We start from the raw sequence: 20,577 nt of genomic DNA, 5'->3' as shown, positions 1-20,577 counted from the left end.
CGCCGATGCGGGAGAACCTTCATCGCTTCTTTCGTGCGGCACGCGGCGCCGGCGTCCACGTCTCGCCCGCCGAAAGCATCGACGCGATGCGCGCGGTCGCGCAGGTCGGCTTTTCCGATCGCGACATCTTGCGCGATGCGCTGCTGCTGACGCTGGCTAAGTCGCAGGACGAGAAGCTCGCGCTCGGCGACTGCTTTGATCTGTTCTTCAGCCAGCCGGAGCCGCGGCAGGAGCAGGAGGCCAACGACAATGATGCGTCTTCGAAGGACGGTCAGCCGCCCTCCCCCGACGCGGCCAATGACGCGGGCGGCGGTCAGCCCACCGAAGGCCTGGGTCCGCTGGCGCAAATGCTTCTGTCGCAGGACCGCAACGCGATCGCGACCGCCATTGCCAGCGCGGCCGGCGCGGCGTCGCTGTCCAACATCCGCTACGCCACCCAGCGCGGGATATTTTCTGGCCGCATCCTCGACGCGATGGGCCTTCAGCGCCTGCGCGACGATCTCGACGACCTGACCGCGGCCAACCCGTCGCTCGCCGAGCGTCTGCGTACAGCGCTCGAGGGCTTGCGCGAAGCCGTCCGCGACACGGTCTCGCAGGGTCTCGCGCTCTATGCGCGCGAGGAGGCCGAAAACCTGCGCAACGAGATCTTGCGCAATGCGCCGCTGGCCCGAATCGAGCCGCGCCAGGTCGAAGAGATGCGCGCGCTGATCCGCAAGATCGCGCGCCGCCTGCGCGAGCGTTACTCCAAGCCGCGCAAGCGCCAGCGCCGCGGACATCTCGACGTCCGCCGCACGCTGCGCCGCAACGCCGCCTGGGGCGGCGTGCCGTTCCTCACGGCCTGGAAGCGCAAGCACCGCGACCGACCGAAGATCGTCGCGCTGTGCGACGTCTCGGGCTCGGTTGCCCGCGTCTCCGACTTCTTCCTGCTGCTGATCCACTCGCTGCACGAGGTGGTCGACGACGTCCGCTCCTTCGCGTTCTCCTCGCATCTGATCGAGGTCAGCAACATCCTGGAATCGAACTCGCCGGAAGTTGCGATGGCCGAGATCATGTCCAAGGTCGGCTTCGGCTCATCCGACTACGGCTCCTCCCTCGACGACTTCGAGCATGAGTTCATGAGCACGCTGACGCCGCAGACCACGGTCATCGTGCTGGGCGACGCCCGCAGCAACAATCTCGATCCGCGCGCCGACATCTTGCGGCGCATCTCCGAGCGCTCGAAGCGGCTGGTCTGGCTCAATCCGGAGGGCCGCATGGTCTGGGGTTTTGGCGACTCCGAGATGCCGCGCTACGCGACATTTTGCAGCGTGGTGCGACAATGCGCCACCGCACAACAACTCGAGCGCGCCGTATCAGATATCGTGGCAAGCTATCAGTAAACCCCTGAAGGTCCGCTAGCTGGCGATTGCGTGCAAATCGCCGTGAGCCAGATTGCACTCGCGAAAGTGATAGGCGATCTCGTCGAGCGCGCGCTGCTCCCACTCCTTCGCCTGCGCAAGCCAGAAACCCCGGCGATTGAAATCCAGCGCCGCCCGTTCCCGGCAAAGGGATTCCTGACTGCGAATTTCCACCAGCCTGTTCACGCACTCCCCTCCTGCCGCGTGAAGTCATTCCCCGCGAGTCAACGTAACAGAGTCTTGAACGGCTTGTCTCATTTTCCTGTGCACATCGCAGCGCGGAATGGGGCAACCCTTCTTCCCGTGCACTGCGGCAATTCGCAACGCACCATCAACTCCGGATCATCAAGAGGTGATCGAATATCGGGACGATATCCGCATGCGCGCGATCTTAACTATTGTGGCGCCAATGATCTGCGGCAATTTGTGAAGAGATGTTCTAAACAACTAATCGAATTCCCGACTCATTGTCGTCGCATGGTTTTCATGCTGCGCCGCTAATCGGTGCACGAACGGCCAGATATTTCGAGGCAACATGAACGACGATTTCGACTTCGATCTTTCGCCGCACCAGTGGGAAATCTTGAAAGCATTGCGCTGTCCGGCTTCGCAGTATCGTCTTTCGAAGGCCCATGCGGTCGGAGACCTCGTCAAACTCGGCCTTGTCACCATCAGGGACGGCGTCCCCAACATGACTTCATCCGGCCGCAAGGTGCTGGTGCGCGGATCGTGCCGGCTGCTGGATCTGGCGGCGTAGCCCTGCCTTCAGAATATCTGCGCGATCACGATCGCGTAGGTGATGAACACGACACCCAGCCCCCAGACCATTGCCGGAATCTGCGCGCGGCGCCCCATGGTCACCTCCAGCGCGATGTAGCTCAGCGTCCCCAGCGCCATGCCGTTGATGAGATTGTTGGTCAGCACGGTGACCAGCAGGGTGAGCACAATCGGCACCGCATTGACGAGATCGGTCATGTCGATGCGCGCGAGACCCTGCATCATCAAGACGCCGACGAGCACCAGCGCGGGCGCGGTGGCTTGCGGCGGGATGATGACGAAGATCGGCCAGAAGAACAGCGCGAGGAAGAAGAGCGCCGCGACGGTCACTGAAGTAAGGCCGGTGCGGCCGCCAGCCTGCACGCCGGTGATGGACTCGATATAGGCCGTGACGACGGAGGTGCCGAGCAGCGGGCCGACGATGGAGGCCGTCGCGTCGGTCGCAAACGCCGCGGTAGCATTCGGAATCGAACCATCCGCCTTGCGCAGATTGGCGGCGCCCGTGACGCCGATCAGCGTGCCCAGCGTCGAGAAGAATTCGGCGCACAGGAAGTAGAACAGCAGCGGCAGCGCGACGACGAAATGGCTGAAGAGATAGCCGACGTCGAGCGCCATGAAGGTGCTGGTCGGCCAGCGCGGCCACGACATGATGGCTGATGGCACCGACGTCACCATCTTCCCGTTCGCACCGGGAACGAAGAAGCCGATCAGGGTCAGCACCGCGATCGAGAGGATCAATGCGGCCGGCACCCGGCGCGCCACCAGCACCGGCGTCAACAGGAGACCGAACAGCGTCAGCAGCACCGGCGGGCTGCGCAGTGATCCCATCGCGATGTAGGTCGAGGGGTTCTGCACCACGAAGCCGGCGCCGCGCAGCGCGATAAAGACGATGAGCGTGCCGACGGCAGCCTGGATGCCGATCTTCAGCGCTTCCGGAACGTCCTTCGCAACCTTCTCGCGCAGCTTCGACAGGCTGAGGATCAAAAACAGCACGCCGGTGAAAGCGACCATGGCGAGCGCACCCTGCCAGGGCATGCCCATCTGCTTGACGATGACATAGGTGAAGATGACGTTCGAGCCCATCGCCGGCGCAACGGCGAGCGGCAGGTTGGCCCACAGGCCCATCATCACCGAGCCGAAGATCGCGGCAAGTGCCGTGGCGCTGACGAGATCGGCGCGATCCATTCCCGCATTGGACATGATCGCCGGATTCACCGCGATGATATAGGCCATCGCCGCGAAGGTGGTCGCGCCGGCCATCACCTCGCGCCCGACGCTGGTGCCGCGCTCGGTGAGGCCAAAGATGCGATCGAGCGGGCCTGCGCCGGCGCGCGGCGCCGGCTCTGCGGAAGCAGCTTGCGGCGGCGTCATCTCGTTCATCCCAGTCACTCCCCTACCAGACCACCGGGTGCGCTTCACCGGTTTGTACATTGATGAACCCGAGCGGCGCCTGCTCGCACGGCGCCACCAGCACCCAGCTCCAGGGCGCGCAGGTCAGCGTTGCGAACATCAGCCTTTCGGGGAATCCCGGATACCAGCGCGGCCGGAAGGTCGGCTCATACATCCAGTCGACCTTGCGGCCCTCGGCGTAGAGCGCCTGCATCTCGGCATCGAGCGCCTGCGCCGAGCGACAGCTCATCAGCCCGCCGACCTCGAAGCGTACGGTCGCAACGAGCTCACCCTCGCGCACCAGCGCCCATCCGCCCTGAAGCTCGATCAGCGCGTTCACCGCCTTGGCCATCGCCGCGTCGGACGAGCCGACCACCCAGATATTGTGCTTGTCATGCGCGACCGAGCAGGCCAGCGCCGTCTCCGGCGTCCGCGGTCCGCAGCCGCGCCAGAACATCTTTGCAACCCGTCCATCGCCGGAGAAGCGGTCGACGATGGCGAACTTGGTAATGGCCTCACTCTCATCGCGCTGCACGGCGCCGTCACGCACCGGCAATTCGAGCGTGTAGAACTCGGGATGCCAATGGAAGGGACGGATCACGGCCGCCTTCATCGTGGTACGGCCGGGCTCGGCCGACAGCGCGAAATCCTCGGGCTTGACGGTGCGCTTGATATTGACCGTCTTGGTCGCCCATTCCGGCCATTCGATCCTGGGGACCTCGCCGAGGTAGCGCTTGCCGTCGGAGACCTGCACGCCATCGGCCCACACCTCGGCAATGCTGAGCTTGGATACGTCCGAGAGCAGCACGACATCGCCAAAGCGGCCCGGGGCGAGGCTGCCGACGAACGGCGTGAGGCGCATGTGCCGCGCCGGGTTGATGGTGAGACACTGGAACGCGATTTCCGGCGCGAGGCCGGCTTCGATCGCGACGCGCGCATTGTGATCGCTTGCGCCAAGCTCGAGCGTGTGGCTGGCGCTGCGGTCGTCGGTGGTGAACGCGATCTGCGACCAGTCCTGCAAGCCCCTGGCGAGGAGCCATTTGACGATCTCGTCCATCGCGTAAACGCGCAGCTCGACGAACAGGCCGCGGGTGAGCTTGTCCCAGGTCTCTTCCGGCGTCTGCACCTCGTGGTCGGAGGCGAGCCCCGCTGCGGCAAAAGCGTTGATGGAGGGCAGATCCCGCAAGCCCGACGCGTGGCCTTCGACGACGCCGCGCGCCGCGAACGTCGCCTCGATCATGCCCCAGAGCCGCTTGTAGGAGGGATTGTCGGGATTCCAGACCGCGGGCCAGTCCATGACTTCGTCGAGCCCGGTGACCATCAGGCTCTCGCCCATGAAGCGCACTTGCTCGTCGCGGCCATACCAGCCGCCGCCCCATTCGTAAGCCGTCGGCGGGACGGCCGAGCCAGGCTGCGGAAAGATCTTGAGCGGCGAGCCGCCGCGGCGTGCCTCGAACCAGAATTCGAGATTGCGTGCACCGTTGACATTGGAGAATTCGTGGCTCGCCTCGCAGGTCCAGGTATTGCCATGCGGCAGCACCAGCGCCGCCTCCCATTCCGGCGTCAGATGCGAACTTTCGATGTGCTTGTGCACCTCGCCGAAGCCGGGCACGGCGGCAAGATCCGGCCGATGCACGCGTTCGCGGACCTCGCCCGGGTAGCCCCCGGCGGGCCCGACCCACGCGATGCGCCGTCCCCTAAAGACGATCTCCTGATCCTCGCTCCAGGTGCGGCTGTGGACGTCGAGCAACCTGGCGACCCGCAAGGATCGATCGGCGGGGCGACGGCCGAGCGCCGTCAGGACGAGGTCCTGGCGAATGCGAACCTCGTCGGGCGCGTTGATCAGGAGATCGTCGGGTATCGCATTCATGCATTGCCCTCACTCTACGCCGGCTCTTTCGCAGCCGTGGCTCGCTTTCGCGATGATTTGCCGGCCTTGCCGGTGCGCGCCGCAGCAGCAGCATCGCGCTGACGGACATCTTTCAAGAGGGTCGTGAGCGCCCACTCGATCGCGTCGGCAACATCCGTGCTGGACATGCCAAAGTCCTCGCGCATCGCATTCCAGGCCAGCACGTTGTTGAGATAGGACGCGAGCGCCTCCGCCTGCCGGACCTCCTTCGCAGGAAGATGCAGCACCAGCGGCGCCATCGCCTTGCGATGCTGCTCGATCAGGTGCCGCCGGAAGCCGGCGCGCACCCTTCGGCCGGCCCGCGTCATCGCAATAGCGCGCGCCAGATGCGGATGGCGGTCGAACCGCTTGCACAGCTTGCGGAAGATATCCGGTAGCTCGTCGGGCGATGTGAAGGGAATGTAGCTGAAGACGTTGTTCTCGATCCACTCGCCGGCCGCCGCGAACAGCTCCGCGCGGGTCTTGAAGTGGCGATAGATGGTCCGCTCGGCAACCTTGGCGCGCTTGGCCACCGCAGCCATCGAGATGTCGTCGGCCGCCTCGTCCTCCAGCGTCTCGACAAAGGCCGCCACGATGCGTTGCCGCGTCATCTCGGCGTACTCGTCGCGGAGGCTCGACCCGTGTCGCTTTGCTGTATTCATGTCATAAGTCTGACATCGGGCGATTTCAGCGGTCAAGCCGAGATTTGAGGCACCCCGCGCTGCAACGATGGGCGAAGGTGTACTCCTCCAGGCCCGAGCTACGCTCCGGCGTCTCCAGCGGCAATGACTTCGCCGTTGCACGGGGGGGGCCGGCATGAGGCCGGTGCTCAATGCATCAACATCGTCATTGCGAGCACAGCGAAGCAATCCAGAATCCCTCCGCGGAGACACTCTGGATTGCTTCGCTGCGCTCGCAATGACGGCGCAAGGTGTGACGTCGCGACTGATCAGCGTGCGTCTGCGCACCCAGTCAACCCGTTTTGAAGAGAACGCAAACCGGGCTGCCGACATGGACAACCTGGGCCGTCGCAACGAGGCGGCCGCTGGCGGCATCGCGCTTGAAGAGATTGACCGTGTCGGTGTCCTCATTCGCCGCGAACAGGAAGTCGTCCGATGACGCCAGCGCGAAGAAGCGCGGCGTCTTGCCGCCGCTCGGCATCCAGCCGACGGACGAAAGGCGGCCGGTCGCCTGATCGATTGCAAAGGTCGCGATGCTGTTCTCGCCACGGTTGGAGGCGTAGACAAAGCGCCCATCGGCCGATACGGCGATCTCGGCCGCGCGGCTGTTGCCCGTATACGCGTCAGGCACCGCGGAGACGATCTGGAATGGAGCAAGCGCACCGGTCGCGGGATCGAAATGATAGGCCGCGACGGTCGAGTCGAGCTCGTTGACGACGTAGGCGAGCCGCCCTTGTGGGTGAAACGCCACGTGGCGCGGCCCCGCTCCTTCCCGCGCCTGCACCGGGTTGCCGGCGAGCACGAGCTTTCCCTTCTCAGCATCGATCTTGTAGGTGAAAACGAGATCGAGGCCCTTGTCCGGTACCACAATGAACGCTCCTGATGGATCGAACTCGACCTGATGCGGCTTGGCGAAGGGCTGCTCGACGCGATGCGGGCCGATCTTGCCCTCCACCTTGACGAGATCGATCACGGCACCGAGCGAACCGTTGTCCTGCCGTGGCAGCAGCGCCAACGTGGACGTGATGTGGTTGGCGACCACCACGAAGCGGTTGGTGGGATCTATCGCGAGATGGACGGGGTTCTTTCCTTCCGTGCCCTGCCGGTTGATCACGGCGAGCTTGCCGCTCACTGGGTCGATCGCCATAGCCGTGATATCGCTGAGATCGCCATGCACCGTGTAGAGGAAGCGTCGCGTGCGATCGAAGGTGAGAAACGACGGATTGACGAGATCGCCGAGGAGCTGGACGTGGCGCCAGGCGCCGGTCGCATTGTCCATCGCATAGACGTTGAGCCCATCGCCACGGGCGTTGCGCTCCTTCGTCGTGCGCGCGCCGACATAGACGAATGAGTGAGAGCCTTCGAGCATGTTGTCCTCCGGATGGGACGTCTGTGTCTGAGATAACGCGGATGCGCCAGGCCATGCAGCGTTCACCGCGCCGGCGGCGACGAGGCCCGCGAACATGCGCCGCGACAGAGGTGCGCCGTCAGCGCGGAGCGACGACGTAGGGCGCGCAATAGAATTCTTAGGTGTCACGGCCCCTCCCCATATTGCTTTTTATTTTTTAAAACACAATTCTAGGCAAGACGCAAGAACCGGCGGGCCGCCACGCTTGTACAGTCCGCGCCGGTAAGCGACATCTCTTCAGGAGAGGACCAACCCGAGTCGCCCCATGCCCCGCCCCAATCTCGCGACCCAGATGACTGCGCGGATCCTCGACTACATCCGCGCCAACGGCTTGCGGGCCGATCAGCATCTGCCGAGCCAGATGCTGGCGGATGCGCTGCGGGTCTCGCGCGCGCCGATCAATGCGGCGCTGCAAATCCTCGAAGACATGAAGGTCGTCCGCTCCGAGCCCAATCGCGGCTTCTTCCTGGTCAAGAGCGCCACTGAGCTCGCCGATCTGCCGGATGCGGAGGACGCCGAACCGGAGCGCGAGGACGAGTGGTACTTCGCCATCGCCGAGGACCGGCTGGCCGGAAACCTCCCGGACAAGGTCAGCGAGAACGAGCTGATGCGCCGCTACGGCCTCTCCCGCACACGCCTCCTGAAGATCCTCACCAATATAGCCGATGAAGGCTGGATCGAGCGCCTGCCCGGCAATGGCTGGGCGTTCGGCCCGCTCCTGACCTCGCGCGAGAGCTATCAACAGGGCTATCAGCTGCGCGTCGCGCTGGAGCCACAGGCCTTGCTGCTGCCGAGCTTCGAGATCGATCGCGCGGCGTTTGCGGCCGCGCGCGAGCAGCAGCAATGGCTACTCGACGGCGGTTACAAGCGCGCCTCGCGCTCGGAGATATTTGCCGCCAATGCCGAGTTCCACGAAATGCTGGTCGGCTGTGCGCGCAACCCGTTCTTCCTCGATGCGGTGAAGCGCGTGAACCGGCTGCGGCGGCTGGTCGAGTACCGCATCACGGTGGACCGCAGCCGTCTCCCCATCCAGTGCCGCGAGCACATCAACATCCTGACATTGCTGGAAAAAGGCCTGCGCCAGGAGGCGTCAGACTTCCTTCGCGTCCACATCGAGGGCGCTGGCCTGATCAAGGTCCCAAAGGTCTGACTTCAACCATATTGCACTTTATTATATAAAATGCATATATGCCCGCAAGGCGCCCGCCTGCGGGGAAGGTTGTGGCGTTGCCGACAAGCCCCGACGAAACGCAGCAAGGGAACGCCGTCAATGTCCGCCACCGCAGCGACCATCGAGCAATCCACCATGCGCAAGGTGTCCTGGCGCATCGTGCCATATTGCTTCAGCCTCTACGTCATCTCCTATCTCGACCGCGCCAATATCGGCTATGCGGCGCTTCAGATGAACAAGGAGCTCGCGCTGTCGAGCGAGGCCTTTGGCTTTGCCGCCGGCATCTTCTTCATCGGTTATTTCCTGTTCGAGGTGCCGAGCAACATCGCGCTGAACAAATATGGCGCACGTATCTGGATCTCGCGCATCCTGATCAGCTGGGGCATCGTCGCGACCGCGAGCGCCTTCGTGCAGAGCGCGACGCAGCTCTATATCCTGCGCTTCCTGCTCGGCGTCGCCGAAGCCGGCTTCTTTCCCGGCATCATCATCTATCTGACCTACTGGTTCCGCGCCAAGGAACAGGCGACCACGGTCGCGCTGTTCACCGCGGCCATTCCTGTGTCCTATCTGATCGGCGCGCCCCTAAGCACCTGGATCATGGACCACGTCGGAGGCTTTGGCCTCAGCGGCTGGCGCTGGATGCTGTTGCTCGAAGGCGGCCCCGCCATCGTCGCCGGAATCGTCAACTACTTCATCATGACCGATCGCCCCGAGCAGGCCAAATGGCTCACGCCGCGGGAGCGCGACTGGCTTACCGAGGAGCTGCGCAAGGACCAAACCGGCCGCCGTAACATTCAGCATCTCGGCATCGTCGCCGCGATCACCAACCCAAAAGTACTGTTCCTGTCGGTGATCTATTTCATCTACCAGGTCGGCAATCTCGGCATCGGTCTCTGGATGCCGCAGATCATCAAAGGCCTCTCGTCCTCGCTGACGAATTTCGAGATCGGCCTCGCCGCCATGCTGCCTTATGCCTTTGCGACGATCGTGATGGTGCTGTGGTCGCGCAATTCCGACCGCACCGGGGAGCGGCAGAGGCATTCCGCGATTCCGCTGTTGTGGGGCGCGGTCGCGCTTGCGCTCACCGGGCTCGCGGTACAGCCCGCCGTCGCCATGACACTGATCTCGCTGTCGCTTGCCGGCATTTACGCCTTCAAGTCGCCGTTCTGGTCGCTGCCGGGGCTGTTCCTGACGCGCTCGACCGCAGCCGTGTCGATCGCGGCGATCAACTCCATCGGCAATCTCGGTGGCTTCGCCGGCCCCTACGCCATCGGCGCAATCAAGGACGCCACCGGCAGCACCTATGGCGGGCTCCTGTTCCTCAGCGGATTATTGTTTGTGTCCTTCCTGATGACCTGGTTCGCCCGAATGGAGGACGCGGACGAAGCGCAGACGCAGGCTGCCGAGCAACACGCCTGATCGGATAGGCAGGATCGAGAGATGACTGGTTCCGGAACGCTCCGCTGCGGGTCGCAGACTTATCACATCGCCGACATCGCCGCCGTGGCAGGTGAGGACCTCCTTCGCCTGCCGGTGATCCTGCGCATCCTGCTCGAGAATGTGCTGCGCATCGGCGGTGCGGAGCGGGACGCATCGGTTGCCGCGATCCTCGGCTGGCTCGCCGATGGACGCAGCGAAAGCGAGATCGCCTTCCAGCCCTCGCGCGTGCTCATGCACGACACGACCTGTGGTCCGGCGCTGGTCGACATTGCGGGTCTGCGCGCCTCGCTCACGGAAGCTGGCGGCGATCCGACTCGGCTCAATCCGGTCCTACCGGTCGACGTCTCGACCGATCACTCACTCGGCGTCGACGTGTTTGCACGGCCGGATGCGATGGCGCGGAACATGGCGCAAGAGCTCACGCGCAACGGCGAACGCTATCGTTTCATGAAATGGGCCAGCCAAGCGCTCGAGGGCGTGCGCGTGCATCCGCCTGGCACCGGCATCATGCACACGCTGAACCTGGAGCGGCTCGCAAGCGTCGTGACGACGCTGCACCGCGACGGCGAAACGTGGGCCGTACCCGACACGCTGATCGGCACCGACAGCCACACACCCATGATCAACGGGATCGGCGTGCTGGCCTGGGGTGTCGGCGGACTCGAAGCCGAAAGCGTGATGTTCGGCATGCCCGTCGCGATGCGCGTGCCCGATGTCGTCGGTGTACGCCTGACCGGGCGGCTGCGTGAAGGCGTACTCGCGACCGACCTTGCCCTGACCGTCACGGAGCGCCTTCGGCAGATCGATCTTGCGGACCGCTTTGTGGAATTCTTTGGGCCAGGTGTCTCGGCGCTCTCGGCCGGCGATCGGGCCGTTGTCGCCAACATGACGCCGGAGTTCGGCGCCAATTCCGGCTACTTCCCGATCGACAGCCGGACGCTCGACTATCTCGAGCAGACCGGCCGATCACGCGAGCAGGTCGCGCTGGTCGAAGCCTATGTTCGGCGCCAAAAACTCTGGTTCGATCCCGAAGCCGCGCCGCGCTACACGGAGACGATCAGCATCGATCTCGACGAGGTCGAGGTCAGCCTCGCCGGCCCTCGCCGGCCGCAAGACCGTATCGCTGCCAGCAAGACCGCCGAGACGCTCTCGCTTGGACGTTCCGCTGCAACGACTGACGTGGAGCGCGCCGATCCGCCGGTCAATGGTGCGATCGCGATCGCCGCGATCACGAGCTGCACCAACACCTCGGACCCAAGGCTCCTGATCGCCGCAGGCCTGCTCGCGCGCAAGGCGCGGCGGCTCGGGCTCATGCCGCCCGCCTGGGTGAAGACCTCGCTCGCGCCGGGCTCGCCGACCGCGGAGCGCTATTTGCGACGCTCAGGCCTGCTCGACGATCTCGAGACGCTCGGCTTCGGCATCGTCGGCTATGGCTGTACGACCTGCATCGGCAACTCTGGGCCGCTGGCACCGTGCATGGCCAGCGCGATGGCCGAAAAGCAAATGGCGCCGGTCGCCGTGCTGTCGGGCAACCGCAATTTCCCCGGCCGCGTGCATTCGCAGATCGAGCTTGGATTTCTTGCTTCGCCGCCGCTCGTCGTGGCCTTCGCACTCGCCGGCGATGTCGCACGCGACATTTTGCGCGATCCGATCGCGCGCAGTTCTGCCGGCACCGAGGTGCGCCTGGCTGACATCTGGCCGACTGGTCGCGAGATCGATGCGGCCTTGGCACTCGCACGCGACGCACGCGACTACGCTGGTGCCTATGACGCCGCGGAAGCCAGCGCCGATTGGGCTGCGTTCTCGGCGCCCGCCACAGCGCTATTCCCGTGGGATGACGCCTCCACCTATATCCGCCGCCCGCCTTTCGCGGATTTTGGCCATGGCACGCGCCTTGGACATTACTCGGCAACGCCACTCCTGGTGCTCGGCGACGACATCACGACTGACCACATCTCGCCAGCAGGCGCGATCGCGGCGAACGGCGAAGCGGCGCGTTATCTCGTCGCGCGCGGCGAGGACCCGCATGATCTCAACGTATTTGCGTCACGCCGCGGAAACTGGGAGGTGATGCTGCGCGGACTGTTCACCAACAAGAGCGTGCGGAATCTGCTCGGTTCTGATCTGCCGCCCGGACAGACGATTCTCGCAGGCTCCGGTGAACGGCTATCGCTCCGGCTTGCCGCCGAGCACTATGAGAAGCAACAGCGCGCGATCGTCATCGTGGCTGGCGAGCGCTACGGCATGGGCTCGTCGCGCGACTGGGCTGCGAAGGGCGTTGCGCTGCTCGGCGCGCGTGCGGTGTTGGCGTTGAGCTTCGAGCGCATTCACCGCTCCAACCTGATCGGCATGGGCATTCTGCCGCTCCGCCTGCCGCCCGATCGCCGGCCGCAAACGCTGGACATAAGGCCGGATGATCGCCTGGAGATCGACGCACACATCGGCGCGCTCAAGCCGCGAGCAACAATCAAAGTTCGCCTCCTGCGCGACGGCGCCGAGATCGTCCGCTTCGATGCCATCGCTGCGGTGGAAACCAATCTGGAATGTGAGACCCTACGTGTCGGCGGGCTGCTGCCGCTCATTCTGCGACGCCACTCGTCTAGGCCCATCGAACAGGCTAGCGAAGCATCCCTCGAAGGGACCGCAATTTTGTCGGTTTGAAGCGAGGCGCTGGGGGAAAGTCGAGAAAAACGAGCGGATTCCCGGCCAGATCGCGACAAACTGGCACGGTTGTTGCTCCTTTTTGGCGTCCAAGACGCGTCAAACCGGGGGAGTTCACCATGTCGACCATCACCGCGGCGCCGGCCGCCGAGCCGAAGCCGCTCTATACCTCGCTGTTCGTCCAGGTCCTGGCGGCGCTGGTGCTCGGCATCATCCTGGGCGTGACCGTCCCGGACTTCGCCATCAGCCTCAAGATCCTGAGCGACGCCTTCCTCAAACTGATCTCGATGATCGTGGCGCCAATCGTGTTCTGCGTGGTCGTGCATGGCATTGCCGGCGCCGGCGATCTCAAGAAGGTTGGCCGGGTGGGCATCAAGGCGCTGGTCTATTTCGAAACCATGACGACGGTCGCGCTCGTGGTCGGCCTCATCCTCGCCTACATCTTCGGCCCCGGCCACGGCATGAACATCGATCCGTCGACGCTCGATGCCAAGGCGCTCAACACCTACGCCGACAACGCCCACAAGCTGCAAGGCGCGGGCATTGGTGCCTTCCTGCTCAACGTCATCCCGTCGACCTCGTTCGATGCGCTGTCGCGCAACGACGTGCTCCAGGTGCTGTTCTTCGCCGTGCTGTTCGGCGTCGGCCTCGCGCTCGTCGGCGGCGAGAAGGGCAAGCTCGTCACCACCATTGTTGACGCGGCCTCCACCGTGCTGTTCCGCGTCATGGGGCTGATCGTGCGGGTCGCCCCGCTCGGCGTGCTCGGCGCAGTCTCCTACACCGTCGGCAAATACGGCGTCGGCTCGCTGAAGCAGCTCGTCTCGCTGGTGATGCTGTTCTACGTCTCGGTCGGCATCTTCGTGCTCGGCGTGCTCGGCGGCGTAATGGCCCTCGCCGGGATCAACATCCTCAAATTCCTCGCTTACCTGCGCGAGGAGCTGACCATCGTGCTTGCGACCGCCTCCTCCGACGCGGTGCTGCCGCAGATCATGAAGAAGCTGGAGCGCATGGGGGTGAAGGATTCCGTGGTCGGCCTCGTGATCCCGACCGGCTATTCCTTCAACCTCGATGCGTTCTCGATCTACCTGACGCTTGCGGTGGTCTTCATCGCGCAGGCAACCAACACGCCGCTGTCCTTCGGCGATCTCCTCCTGGTGCTCGGCGTGTCTCTGATCACGTCAAAAGGCGCCCACGGCGTGCCGGGCTCGGCGATCGTGATCCTTGCGGCGACGCTGAACGCGGTGCCGAGCATTCCCGCGATCGGCCTCGTGCTGGTGCTCTCGGTCGACTGGTTCATCGGCATGGCCCGCGCGCTCGGCAACCTGGTCGGCAACTGCGTCGCCACCGTCGTGGTCGCAGCCTGGGAAGGCGATCTCGACCGCGCCAAGGCCGCGCAGGTGCTGGACGGCGGCGAGATGGTGGACGTGACGGAGGGATAGCTGTCCGCGGATCAGTCGTTCCAATGGAGGAGCGGCGTTCCATACGCCCTCCTCCAGACCGACAGGAACCGCGGAAACCAGGAGTGAGCAACGGCACCCTTATAGGCCCAGGTGCGATACTTCAGACCCTGCTCCGAGATCAGTTCCTGATATCCGCCGTGGACCTCGGTCGCGGTGCGGATGTCCTTCAGAATTCCCTGGGCGCAGGAGCGGTAGGTGTCGCGACCTGAGAATTCATCATAGTCCAGCATGCGATCCGCGAACTCGACGTTGAACGTCGGCCATGAGGAACGTCCCTGGTAGGCAGGAGCAGCGATCTTGTGGATCATCTTGTTCCGCGGATTATCCGCGGACACCAGGAAGTGAAAGGTACTGGGTATGCGAAAGCGCGGTTCGGCGATGATTAGATTCGTCGTGGCCGCAAACAGCGCGCGCTCGCTTGCATCGCTCAGATCCCAGAAGCCGCGATGCACGCTGACGAAATCCAGCGCAACCGAGGACACCGGAGTGCCTGCCGGGCCGTCCAGGGAATGTCTAACATGGCCGTCCTTGCCGAACAGCCGGAGCAGATCCTTCTTGTACTGTGCGAGGTCGCGCCCGAGCAGCTGCTTCAGCTCGTTCTGATCGACGATCCCGAGCTGCACGCTCCAAACGAAGGTCGTGTAGACACAGGCGTTGGTGACAAACCGCTTGCGCTCGGCGCGGGTGTCCGTCGCTGCTGAGCGAGAGGCGTTTGCGTCGCAAAGCAAATATTCGGTGCCGTCATCGTCGAACGGCTCGAGCCCGCTTGCGAGCTGCAGGATCGCACGCTTCAGGTTAACACCGTATTCGGCCAGCAACAGGTGGCCGGCATGCGCGCATTGTGACATTGCCAGGTAGGACGACGCCCGCTCCTCGGCAGAGATCATCTGCCGGAGACCGGCCAGAATGCCGAGCAGCGTATCGGAGGGCCGAGAGAAATAGTTCACCCCGAGATAGCGACCGCGCCCTGCCGGGACGATGGTCGTCGTGACGACGTCGGCGCGAACCGCCTCGAGCAACAGGCGAACGCTCTTTTCGAGCAGACGCGCACGCCGCACCGCGTCCCGCGAATCCATGATGGTCTCAGGATCAAGAACGTCCGGATAGAACCAGGCGAAGTCGCGCGGGTAATAGGCGGATGCGTGCGGCGCCCCCGTGACGAGGAATGCCTCGGTCACCGAAAAAGCGCTGTCCATCGAGTGCCGGTAAAGGTCCTCGATGAGCGTCAACGAATGATGCGACTTCCTCAGGAATCGATCGCCGAGAAAATTGACCGCCTGGATGACATTGGCGACGAAGGTCGCAGCCATGCCCTGGTAAAATCGGTTCGCATGGTGAGATGGAAATGGAATGTCGCTGTTCATGTGCACGTCGGCCAATGTCTCGTGATCCCGGTGATGGCCACCATCTTAAACACGTCTGATTCGTATCTCTACCTGATGACTTGCGGGATCGATGACCTGCGGCCATCGTCAAGCCGTGCCGGCACGGCCCTCGCGCGGCCTGAAATTCTCGATCACCCGGAGCAGCACGCGGGCGCCCGCGTCGGCATCCGCGAGCTCGACATGCTCGTCGGGGTGATGGCTGATGCCACCGCGGCAACGGACGAAGATCATACCGACATCGGCGATGTCGATCATGGCCATGCCGTCATGGCCCGCGCCGCTCGGGAGCTCGAATACGGCAAATCCTTCCGCGGCGATCGCCTGCGCGATCTGGTCCTTCAGCCAGGGCGCGCAGGGCGCGGTGCGGTTCTCGTGGGTGACGTCGAGCTGGAGCGACAACTGCCGGCGCCTGGCAATCGCCTCGATCTGGCGGACGACGTCGGCGACCGCGCGCTTGCGGTGCATGTCGGTCGGTGCACGCATATCGATGGTGAACGACACTTCGCCGGGAATGACGTTGGTCGCGCCGGGCTTTGCGTGGATGTAGCCGACGGTACCGACGAGGCCGCCTTCATCGGTGCGGCAGAACTGCTCGATCGCGGCGATGCATTCGGCCGCCCCGGTCAGCGCGTCGCGACGCAGCGCCATCGGCACGGTGCCGGCGTGGCCGGCCATCCCGGTCAGCCGCGCTGCGAGCCGCGTCGCACCGGCGATCGCGGTGACCACGCCGACCGGGAGACCTTGCGCTTCCAGCACCGGTCCCTGCTCGATGTGCAGCTCGAGATAGGCCAGTAGCTCCCGCCGCGTCCGCGCTGCCGCGCCGATGTGGTCGGGGTCGAGGCCGAACTGCACGAGAGCATCGCGCATCGAGACGCCGTCGCGGTCGCGCGTGTTCAACACGCTCTCGTCGAACGTGCCGGCGACCGCGCGGCTGCCAAGCAGCGTGGACGCAAAGCGCACGCCCTCCTCGTCAGCGAAGCCGATGACCTCGATCGCGAACGGCAGGCGTTTGCCGCGCCTGTTCAGCTCGGCGACGCAGGCAATCGCCGTGATCACACCTAGCGGACCGTCCCATTTGCCGGCATCGCGCACGGTGTCGTAATGCGAGCCCAACATCAGGCACGGCAGCCCCGGCCGCTCGCCCTCGTAGCGGCCGCAGACGTTGCCTATCGCATCGAGATGGGCGCTCATGCCGGCCTCGCGCATCCAGGCGAGAATGAGATCGGCAGCGGTGCGCAGCTCCTTGCTCAGATAGATCCGGGTGAGCTTGTCCGCATCTTCCGAGATGGAGCCGAGCTCGTTGATGCGTCGTACGATCTCGTCGCCGAGCGAGCCATTTTGAACGGCGATACCAGGAGCCATCTCGCTCAAACTTTCCATCCTGCAGGCCGCAACCGCTCAAGCGAGGCCCGATGACCATCGATACAAGTTCGGTGCCAGCGCACGCCTCACGCGCAGGTCCGACTCGCGGACTGGTTAGCATGAATGCCGGGCCGGCAGGCCACCCGGCACATCGGACAACCGCTGAGAGCCCGGTTAACGTTGCTTAACTGCCTTGCATACAATGTCGCGATACTGCCTATAATTTAATCTGAACGCCATCTGCCCAAGATTCAACCTCAAGACATACCCGTTATTTTACAACGAGTTAATTGCGCATGCTCGCCCGATAACCTCTGGCACGAAGCTTGCGACATCCTGTTCTGGCTGCCCCAGACCGGCGGTGGCCAGGAGAGAGGGGCGGTCCACCCGCCAAGGGAGAATCCAATGGATTTTGGCAGGATTTCACGACGGCATTTGTTGCAGGGTAGCGCGGCGCTCTCCTTGGGAGCCGCGGTCGGTGTCCGCCCGGCTTTCGCGGCCGAGACGACGATCGGCTTCATCTATGTCGGCTCGCGCGACGACTATGGCTACAACCAGGCGCACGCGCAGGGCGCCGCGGCGCTGAAGAAGATTCCGGGCCTCAAGGTGGTCGAGGAAGAGAAGGTGCCGGAGACCGATGCGGTCGAGAAGACCATCGAGTCCATGATCAATCTCGACGGCGCCACCCTGCTCTTCCCGACTTCGTTCGGCTACTACAATCCGCACACGACCAAGATGGCGACCAAGTACCCGAAGCTGCGCTTCGAGCACTGCGGCGGCCTGTGGACCGACAAGGATCCGAAGAACGCCGGCAGCTATTTCGGCTATATCGACGAAGCCCAGTACATCTCCGGCATCGTCGCGGGCCACACGAGCAAGAGCGGCAAGCTCGGCTTCGTCGCCGCAAAACCGATTCCGCAGGTTCTCCGCAACATCAACGCCTTCACGCTCGGCGCACGGCTCGCCAATCCGAAGGCAACCACGCAGGTGATCTTCACCGGCGACTGGTCGATGCCGGTCAAGGAAGCCGAGGCCACCAACAGCCTGATCGACCAGGGCGTCGATGTGCTGACCTGCCATGTCGACGGTCCGAAGACCATGGTCGAGAACGCCGCGCGCCGCGGCGCAATGGTCTGTGGCTATCACTGCAACCAGTCGGCGTTGGCGCCGAAGGCCTATCTCACCGGCGCCGAGTGGAATTGGGAGGCGCTCTATCCCAAATTCGTCAAGATGATAGCAGCTGGCCAGGAGATCCCGAACTTCTACCGCGGCGGCCTCAAGGAGGAGATCGTCAAGGTCTCGTCCTACGGCGAAGCGGTGTCGGCCGAGGCGCGCAAGCATGCCGATGATATCAAGGCGAAGCTCACCGCCGGCAATTACGTCATCTTCAAGGGTCCGATCACGGACAACAAGGGCAAGACGGTGATCGCGGCCGGCACCGAGCGCGGCCAGCAGGATCCTGAGCTCGAGAAGATGGACTATCTCGTCGAAGGCGTGATCGGAGCGACTTCGTGACAACGGAAGCGGCGGATCCCCTCGGTGCGGTCGGGGCCGTCGCCCCGGCTGCCGACGCGGGCTTCCTCCAGCGCCACGGCGCGAGCATCGAGTACATCCTGATCCCGGGCGCGGCGCTGGTCGGCGCGCTCGCGGTGTTCGGCATCTTCGTCGCGCTGTTCGGCAAGAACCCGCTCGACCTCTATTTCTACATGTACCAGGGCGCGTTCGGCACCTGGTTCTCCTGGCAGAACACGTTGACACGTGCCGCGCCCCTCATCCTCACCGCGCTGTGCACGGCGCTGCCGGCGCAGCTCGGCATGGTCATCATCGGCGGCGAAGGTGCACTCCTGATCGGCGCGCTCTCGGCGACCAGCGCGGCGCTGGCATTGCAAGGCGCACCACCGCTCGTGATGCAGATTGCAATGGTCTGCGCCGGCGTAATTGGTGGCGGCCTCTGGATCATGCTGTCCGGCGCGCTGCGGCAATATCGCGGCGTCAACGAGACGATATCGAGCCTCCTTCTCGTCTATATCGCGCTCGCCATCCTCAACCATCTCGTCGAAGGCGTGATGCGCGATCCTGCGAGCCTCAACAAGCCGTCAACGCGCGAGATCGGCGCGGCCAACATGATCGGCAGCATCCCCGGCACCGACGTGCATTGGGGCCTCGTCTTCGGCCTGGTCGCCGCAATCGCCGCCTACATCCTGATCTATCACACCGTGTTCGGCTTCGCCGCGCGGGTTGCCGGCGGCAACATCCGCGCCGCCAAGATCGTCGGACTCGGCGTCAACAAGCTCATCCTCACGATCTGCTTCCTCGCCGGCGGCGCGGCCGGCCTTGCGGGCATGGTCGAGGTCGCAGCCGTGCAGGGCCGCACCAATGCCAATCTCGCCGCCGGCTACGGCTTCACCGGCATCCTGGTCGCCTTCCTCGCGCGGCAAAATCCGCTTGCGATCATTCCGGTCGCGATCCTGCTCGGCGGCATCAGCGCCAGCGGCGGGCTGCTGCAGCGTCGCCTGGGTCTGCCCGACGCCTCCGTGCTGGTGTTGCAAGGCATCATCTTCGTCTTCGTGCTGGCAAGCGATGCGCTCTACGGCCGCATCAGTTTTCTCAAGGGAAAATCCTGAGATGGCAGATGGCTCGATCGGACTCTGGACCGTTCCGCTCGCCGTGTTCGGCGGCGCCATTCGCGTCTCCACGCCGTTTTTGTTCGTGAGCCTGGGCGAATGCATCACCGAGCGTTCCGGACGCATCAATCTCGGACTCGAAGGCACGCTGGTGATGGGCGCGATGAGCGCCTATGGCATCTCCTATCTCTCGGGCTCGCCCTGGCTTGGCGTGCTCGCCGCCGGCGTCACCGGCGCGCTTCTCGGCGCGCTGCACGCCGGCATCTGCTCGTTGCCGCGCGTCAATGACATCGCGGTCGGCATTGCGCTGATGCTATTCGGTACGGGCCTCGCCTTCTATCTCGGCAAGCCACTGATCGAGCCGACCGCGCCGCGGCTGCCGGCGATCGATTTCGGCTGGTGGAGCGACATCCCGCAAGTTCGTGCGGCGCTGCGCATCAACGTCATGTTCCTGATCGGCGTCGCGCTCGCGCCCATCCTCTACTGGGCCTTCCGCACCACGCGGTGGGGCCTGCTCATCCGCACCGTCGGCGAAAGTTCGGATGCGGCGCGCGCGATGGGCCATTCAGTGCTCTTGATCCGCCTGCGCGCCACCATGGTCGGCGGTTTCCTCGCCGGCATCGGTGGCTCCTTTCTGTCGCTGTTCTATCCCGGAAGCTGGAACGAGGGCCTGTCCTCGGGCCAAGGCATCACGGCGGTCGCGCTCGTGATCTTCGCGCGCTGGGATCCGATGCTGTGCCTGTGGGCCTCGCTTGCCTTCGGCGGCGCCGCGGCGCTTGGACCAGCGCTGCAATCGGTCGGCGTCACCTCCGGCTATCACCTCTTCAACGCCGCGCCCTACATCCTGACGCTGGCGATCATGATCATCACCTGCTCGCCAAAACGAACGTTGACCGGCGCGCCGGCAGAACTATCGATCACCCGCTGATAACAGG

General features: G+C 64.3%; 16 protein-coding genes. 9 read left to right on the top strand and 7 right to left on the bottom strand.

All coding sequences use genetic code 11. The features are described 5' to 3' along the window. The first annotated feature begins 5 nt into the window (after positions 1 to 5). On the top strand, positions 6 to 1,379 hold the full coding sequence (locus YUU_RS0147545) for a VWA domain-containing protein (protein WP_027528409.1): 1,374 nt from the start codon (positions 6 to 8) through the stop codon (positions 1,377 to 1,379). Between the two features lie 15 nt (positions 1,380 to 1,394). Here YUU_RS0147545 and YUU_RS0147540 read toward each other — a convergent pair whose 3' ends face one another. After that, positions 1,395 to 1,583: a hypothetical protein gene (locus YUU_RS0147540; protein WP_027528408.1), complete on the bottom strand. Its 189-nt coding sequence runs from the start codon at positions 1,581 to 1,583 to the stop codon at positions 1,395 to 1,397. A gap of 349 nt (positions 1,584 to 1,932) precedes the next feature. On the opposite strand from YUU_RS0147540, the gene YUU_RS0147535 reads away from it, so the two are divergent. Then, complete coding sequence (locus YUU_RS0147535; RefSeq protein WP_027528407.1) at positions 1,933 to 2,154, top strand: hypothetical protein; 222 nt, start codon at positions 1,933 to 1,935, stop codon at positions 2,152 to 2,154. Between the two features lie 8 nt (positions 2,155 to 2,162). Here the strand turns inward: YUU_RS0147535 and YUU_RS0147530 are convergent, their stop codons facing one another. The 4 genes from YUU_RS0147530 to YUU_RS0147515 all read right to left on the bottom strand — a co-directional run bounded on the left by YUU_RS0147530 (position 2,163) and on the right by YUU_RS0147515 (position 7,500). Continuing rightward, positions 2,163 to 3,554 (bottom strand): NCS2 family permease, encoded by a 1,392-nt coding sequence (locus YUU_RS0147530; protein ID WP_027528406.1) that lies wholly within the window; start codon positions 3,552 to 3,554, stop codon positions 2,163 to 2,165. Positions 3,555 to 3,567: 13 nt separating this feature from the next. After that, the gene (locus tag YUU_RS0147525) at positions 3,568 to 5,433 is read right to left on the bottom strand and encodes an adenine deaminase (protein WP_027528405.1); all 1,866 of its coding nucleotides are present in this window, start codon (positions 5,431 to 5,433) and stop codon (positions 3,568 to 3,570) included. 14 nt (positions 5,434 to 5,447) lie between these two features. Next, positions 5,448 to 6,062, bottom strand: coding sequence for a TetR/AcrR family transcriptional regulator (locus YUU_RS0147520; protein WP_245288338.1), 615 nt, complete (start codon positions 6,060 to 6,062; stop codon positions 5,448 to 5,450). A 361-nt stretch (positions 6,063 to 6,423) separates the two neighbouring features. Further along, positions 6,424 to 7,500 carry a lactonase family protein gene (locus tag YUU_RS0147515; RefSeq protein ID WP_027528403.1) on the bottom strand — a complete coding sequence of 359 codons (1,077 nt, stop codon included), beginning with the start codon at positions 7,498 to 7,500 and terminating at the stop codon, positions 6,424 to 6,426. 304 nt (positions 7,501 to 7,804) lie between these two features. Here YUU_RS0147515 and YUU_RS0147510 point away from each other — a divergent pair, with 304 nt between their 5' ends. The 4 genes from YUU_RS0147510 (at position 7,805) to YUU_RS0147495 (ending at position 14,250) form a co-directional block, all read left to right on the top strand. Further along, on the top strand, positions 7,805 to 8,689 hold the full coding sequence (locus YUU_RS0147510; RefSeq protein ID WP_027528402.1) for a GntR family transcriptional regulator: 885 nt from the start codon (positions 7,805 to 7,807) through the stop codon (positions 8,687 to 8,689). 120 nt (positions 8,690 to 8,809) lie between these two features. Beyond that, complete coding sequence (locus YUU_RS0147505) at positions 8,810 to 10,129, top strand: MFS transporter (protein WP_027528401.1); 1,320 nt, start codon at positions 8,810 to 8,812, stop codon at positions 10,127 to 10,129. A gap of 21 nt (positions 10,130 to 10,150) precedes the next feature. Beyond that, complete coding sequence (acnA, locus tag YUU_RS0147500; RefSeq protein ID WP_027528400.1) at positions 10,151 to 12,811, top strand: aconitate hydratase AcnA; 2,661 nt, start codon at positions 10,151 to 10,153, stop codon at positions 12,809 to 12,811. 119 nt (positions 12,812 to 12,930) lie between these two features. Further along, positions 12,931 to 14,250: a dicarboxylate/amino acid:cation symporter gene (locus tag YUU_RS0147495; protein ID WP_027528399.1), complete on the top strand. Its 1,320-nt coding sequence runs from the start codon at positions 12,931 to 12,933 to the stop codon at positions 14,248 to 14,250. A gap of 11 nt (positions 14,251 to 14,261) precedes the next feature. On the opposite strand, the gene YUU_RS0147490 is transcribed toward YUU_RS0147495, so the two are convergent. Both YUU_RS0147490 and YUU_RS0147485 read right to left on the bottom strand, forming a co-directional pair. After that, positions 14,262 to 15,635 (bottom strand): hypothetical protein, encoded by a 1,374-nt coding sequence (locus tag YUU_RS0147490; protein ID WP_027528398.1) that lies wholly within the window; start codon positions 15,633 to 15,635, stop codon positions 14,262 to 14,264. Between the two features lie 108 nt (positions 15,636 to 15,743). Further along, on the bottom strand, positions 15,744 to 17,018 hold the full coding sequence (locus YUU_RS0147485) for an allantoate amidohydrolase (protein WP_035665434.1): 1,275 nt from the start codon (positions 17,016 to 17,018) through the stop codon (positions 15,744 to 15,746). Between the two features lie 405 nt (positions 17,019 to 17,423). On the opposite strand from YUU_RS0147485, the gene YUU_RS0147480 reads away from it, so the two are divergent. The 3 genes from YUU_RS0147480 to YUU_RS0147470 are packed head-to-tail and all read left to right on the top strand — an operon-like array spanning position 17,424 to position 20,570. Further along, on the top strand, positions 17,424 to 18,533 hold the full coding sequence (locus YUU_RS0147480; RefSeq protein WP_027528396.1) for a BMP family ABC transporter substrate-binding protein: 1,110 nt from the start codon (positions 17,424 to 17,426) through the stop codon (positions 18,531 to 18,533). Continuing rightward, entirely contained in the window at positions 18,530 to 19,642 is a 1,113-nt protein-coding gene (locus tag YUU_RS0147475; RefSeq protein ID WP_027528395.1) for an ABC transporter permease, read from the top strand. Before YUU_RS0147480 ends, YUU_RS0147475 begins: the two co-directional genes overlap by 4 nt. Position 19,643: 1 nt before the next feature. Further along, positions 19,644 to 20,570 carry an ABC transporter permease gene (locus tag YUU_RS0147470; protein ID WP_027528394.1) on the top strand — a complete coding sequence of 309 codons (927 nt, stop codon included), beginning with the start codon at positions 19,644 to 19,646 and terminating at the stop codon, positions 20,568 to 20,570. Positions 20,571 to 20,577 lie beyond the last annotated feature (7 nt).

This window comes from Bradyrhizobium sp. Ec3.3 (assembly GCF_000472925.1).
Lineage (GTDB): Bacteria > Pseudomonadota > Alphaproteobacteria > Rhizobiales > Xanthobacteraceae > Bradyrhizobium.
The sequence above is the reverse complement of the archived record's forward strand: the minus strand, read 5'-3'. Positions and strand labels throughout refer to the sequence as shown.

Bases quoted from the DNA above. Each gene is read 5' to 3' on its own strand.
- YUU_RS0147545 (WP_027528409.1), top strand. From the start codon at position 6: ATGCGGGAGAACCTTCATCGCTTCTTTCGTGCGGCACGCGGCGCCGGC.
- YUU_RS0147535 (WP_027528407.1), top strand. From the start codon at position 1,933: ATGAACGACGATTTCGACTTCGATCTTTCGCCGCACCAGTGGGAAATC.
- YUU_RS0147530 (WP_027528406.1), bottom strand. From the start codon at position 3,554: ATGAACGAGATGACGCCGCCGCAAGCTGCTTCCGCAGAGCCGGCGCCG.
- YUU_RS0147525 (WP_027528405.1), bottom strand. From the start codon at position 5,433: ATGAATGCGATACCCGACGATCTCCTGATCAACGCGCCCGACGAGGTT.
- YUU_RS0147520 (WP_245288338.1), bottom strand. From the start codon at position 6,062: ATGACGCGGCAACGCATCGTGGCGGCCTTTGTCGAGACGCTGGAGGAC.
- YUU_RS0147515 (WP_027528403.1), bottom strand. From the start codon at position 7,500: ATGCTCGAAGGCTCTCACTCATTCGTCTATGTCGGCGCGCGCACGACG.
- YUU_RS0147510 (WP_027528402.1), top strand. From the start codon at position 7,805: ATGCCCCGCCCCAATCTCGCGACCCAGATGACTGCGCGGATCCTCGAC.
- YUU_RS0147505 (WP_027528401.1), top strand. From the start codon at position 8,810: ATGTCCGCCACCGCAGCGACCATCGAGCAATCCACCATGCGCAAGGTG.
- acnA (WP_027528400.1), top strand. From the start codon at position 10,151: ATGACTGGTTCCGGAACGCTCCGCTGCGGGTCGCAGACTTATCACATC.
- YUU_RS0147495 (WP_027528399.1), top strand. From the start codon at position 12,931: ATGTCGACCATCACCGCGGCGCCGGCCGCCGAGCCGAAGCCGCTCTAT.
- YUU_RS0147490 (WP_027528398.1), bottom strand. From the start codon at position 15,635: ATGAACAGCGACATTCCATTTCCATCTCACCATGCGAACCGATTTTAC.
- YUU_RS0147485 (WP_035665434.1), bottom strand. From the start codon at position 17,018: ATGGCTCCTGGTATCGCCGTTCAAAATGGCTCGCTCGGCGACGAGATC.
- YUU_RS0147480 (WP_027528396.1), top strand. From the start codon at position 17,424: ATGGATTTTGGCAGGATTTCACGACGGCATTTGTTGCAGGGTAGCGCG.
- YUU_RS0147470 (WP_027528394.1), top strand. From the start codon at position 19,644: ATGGCAGATGGCTCGATCGGACTCTGGACCGTTCCGCTCGCCGTGTTC.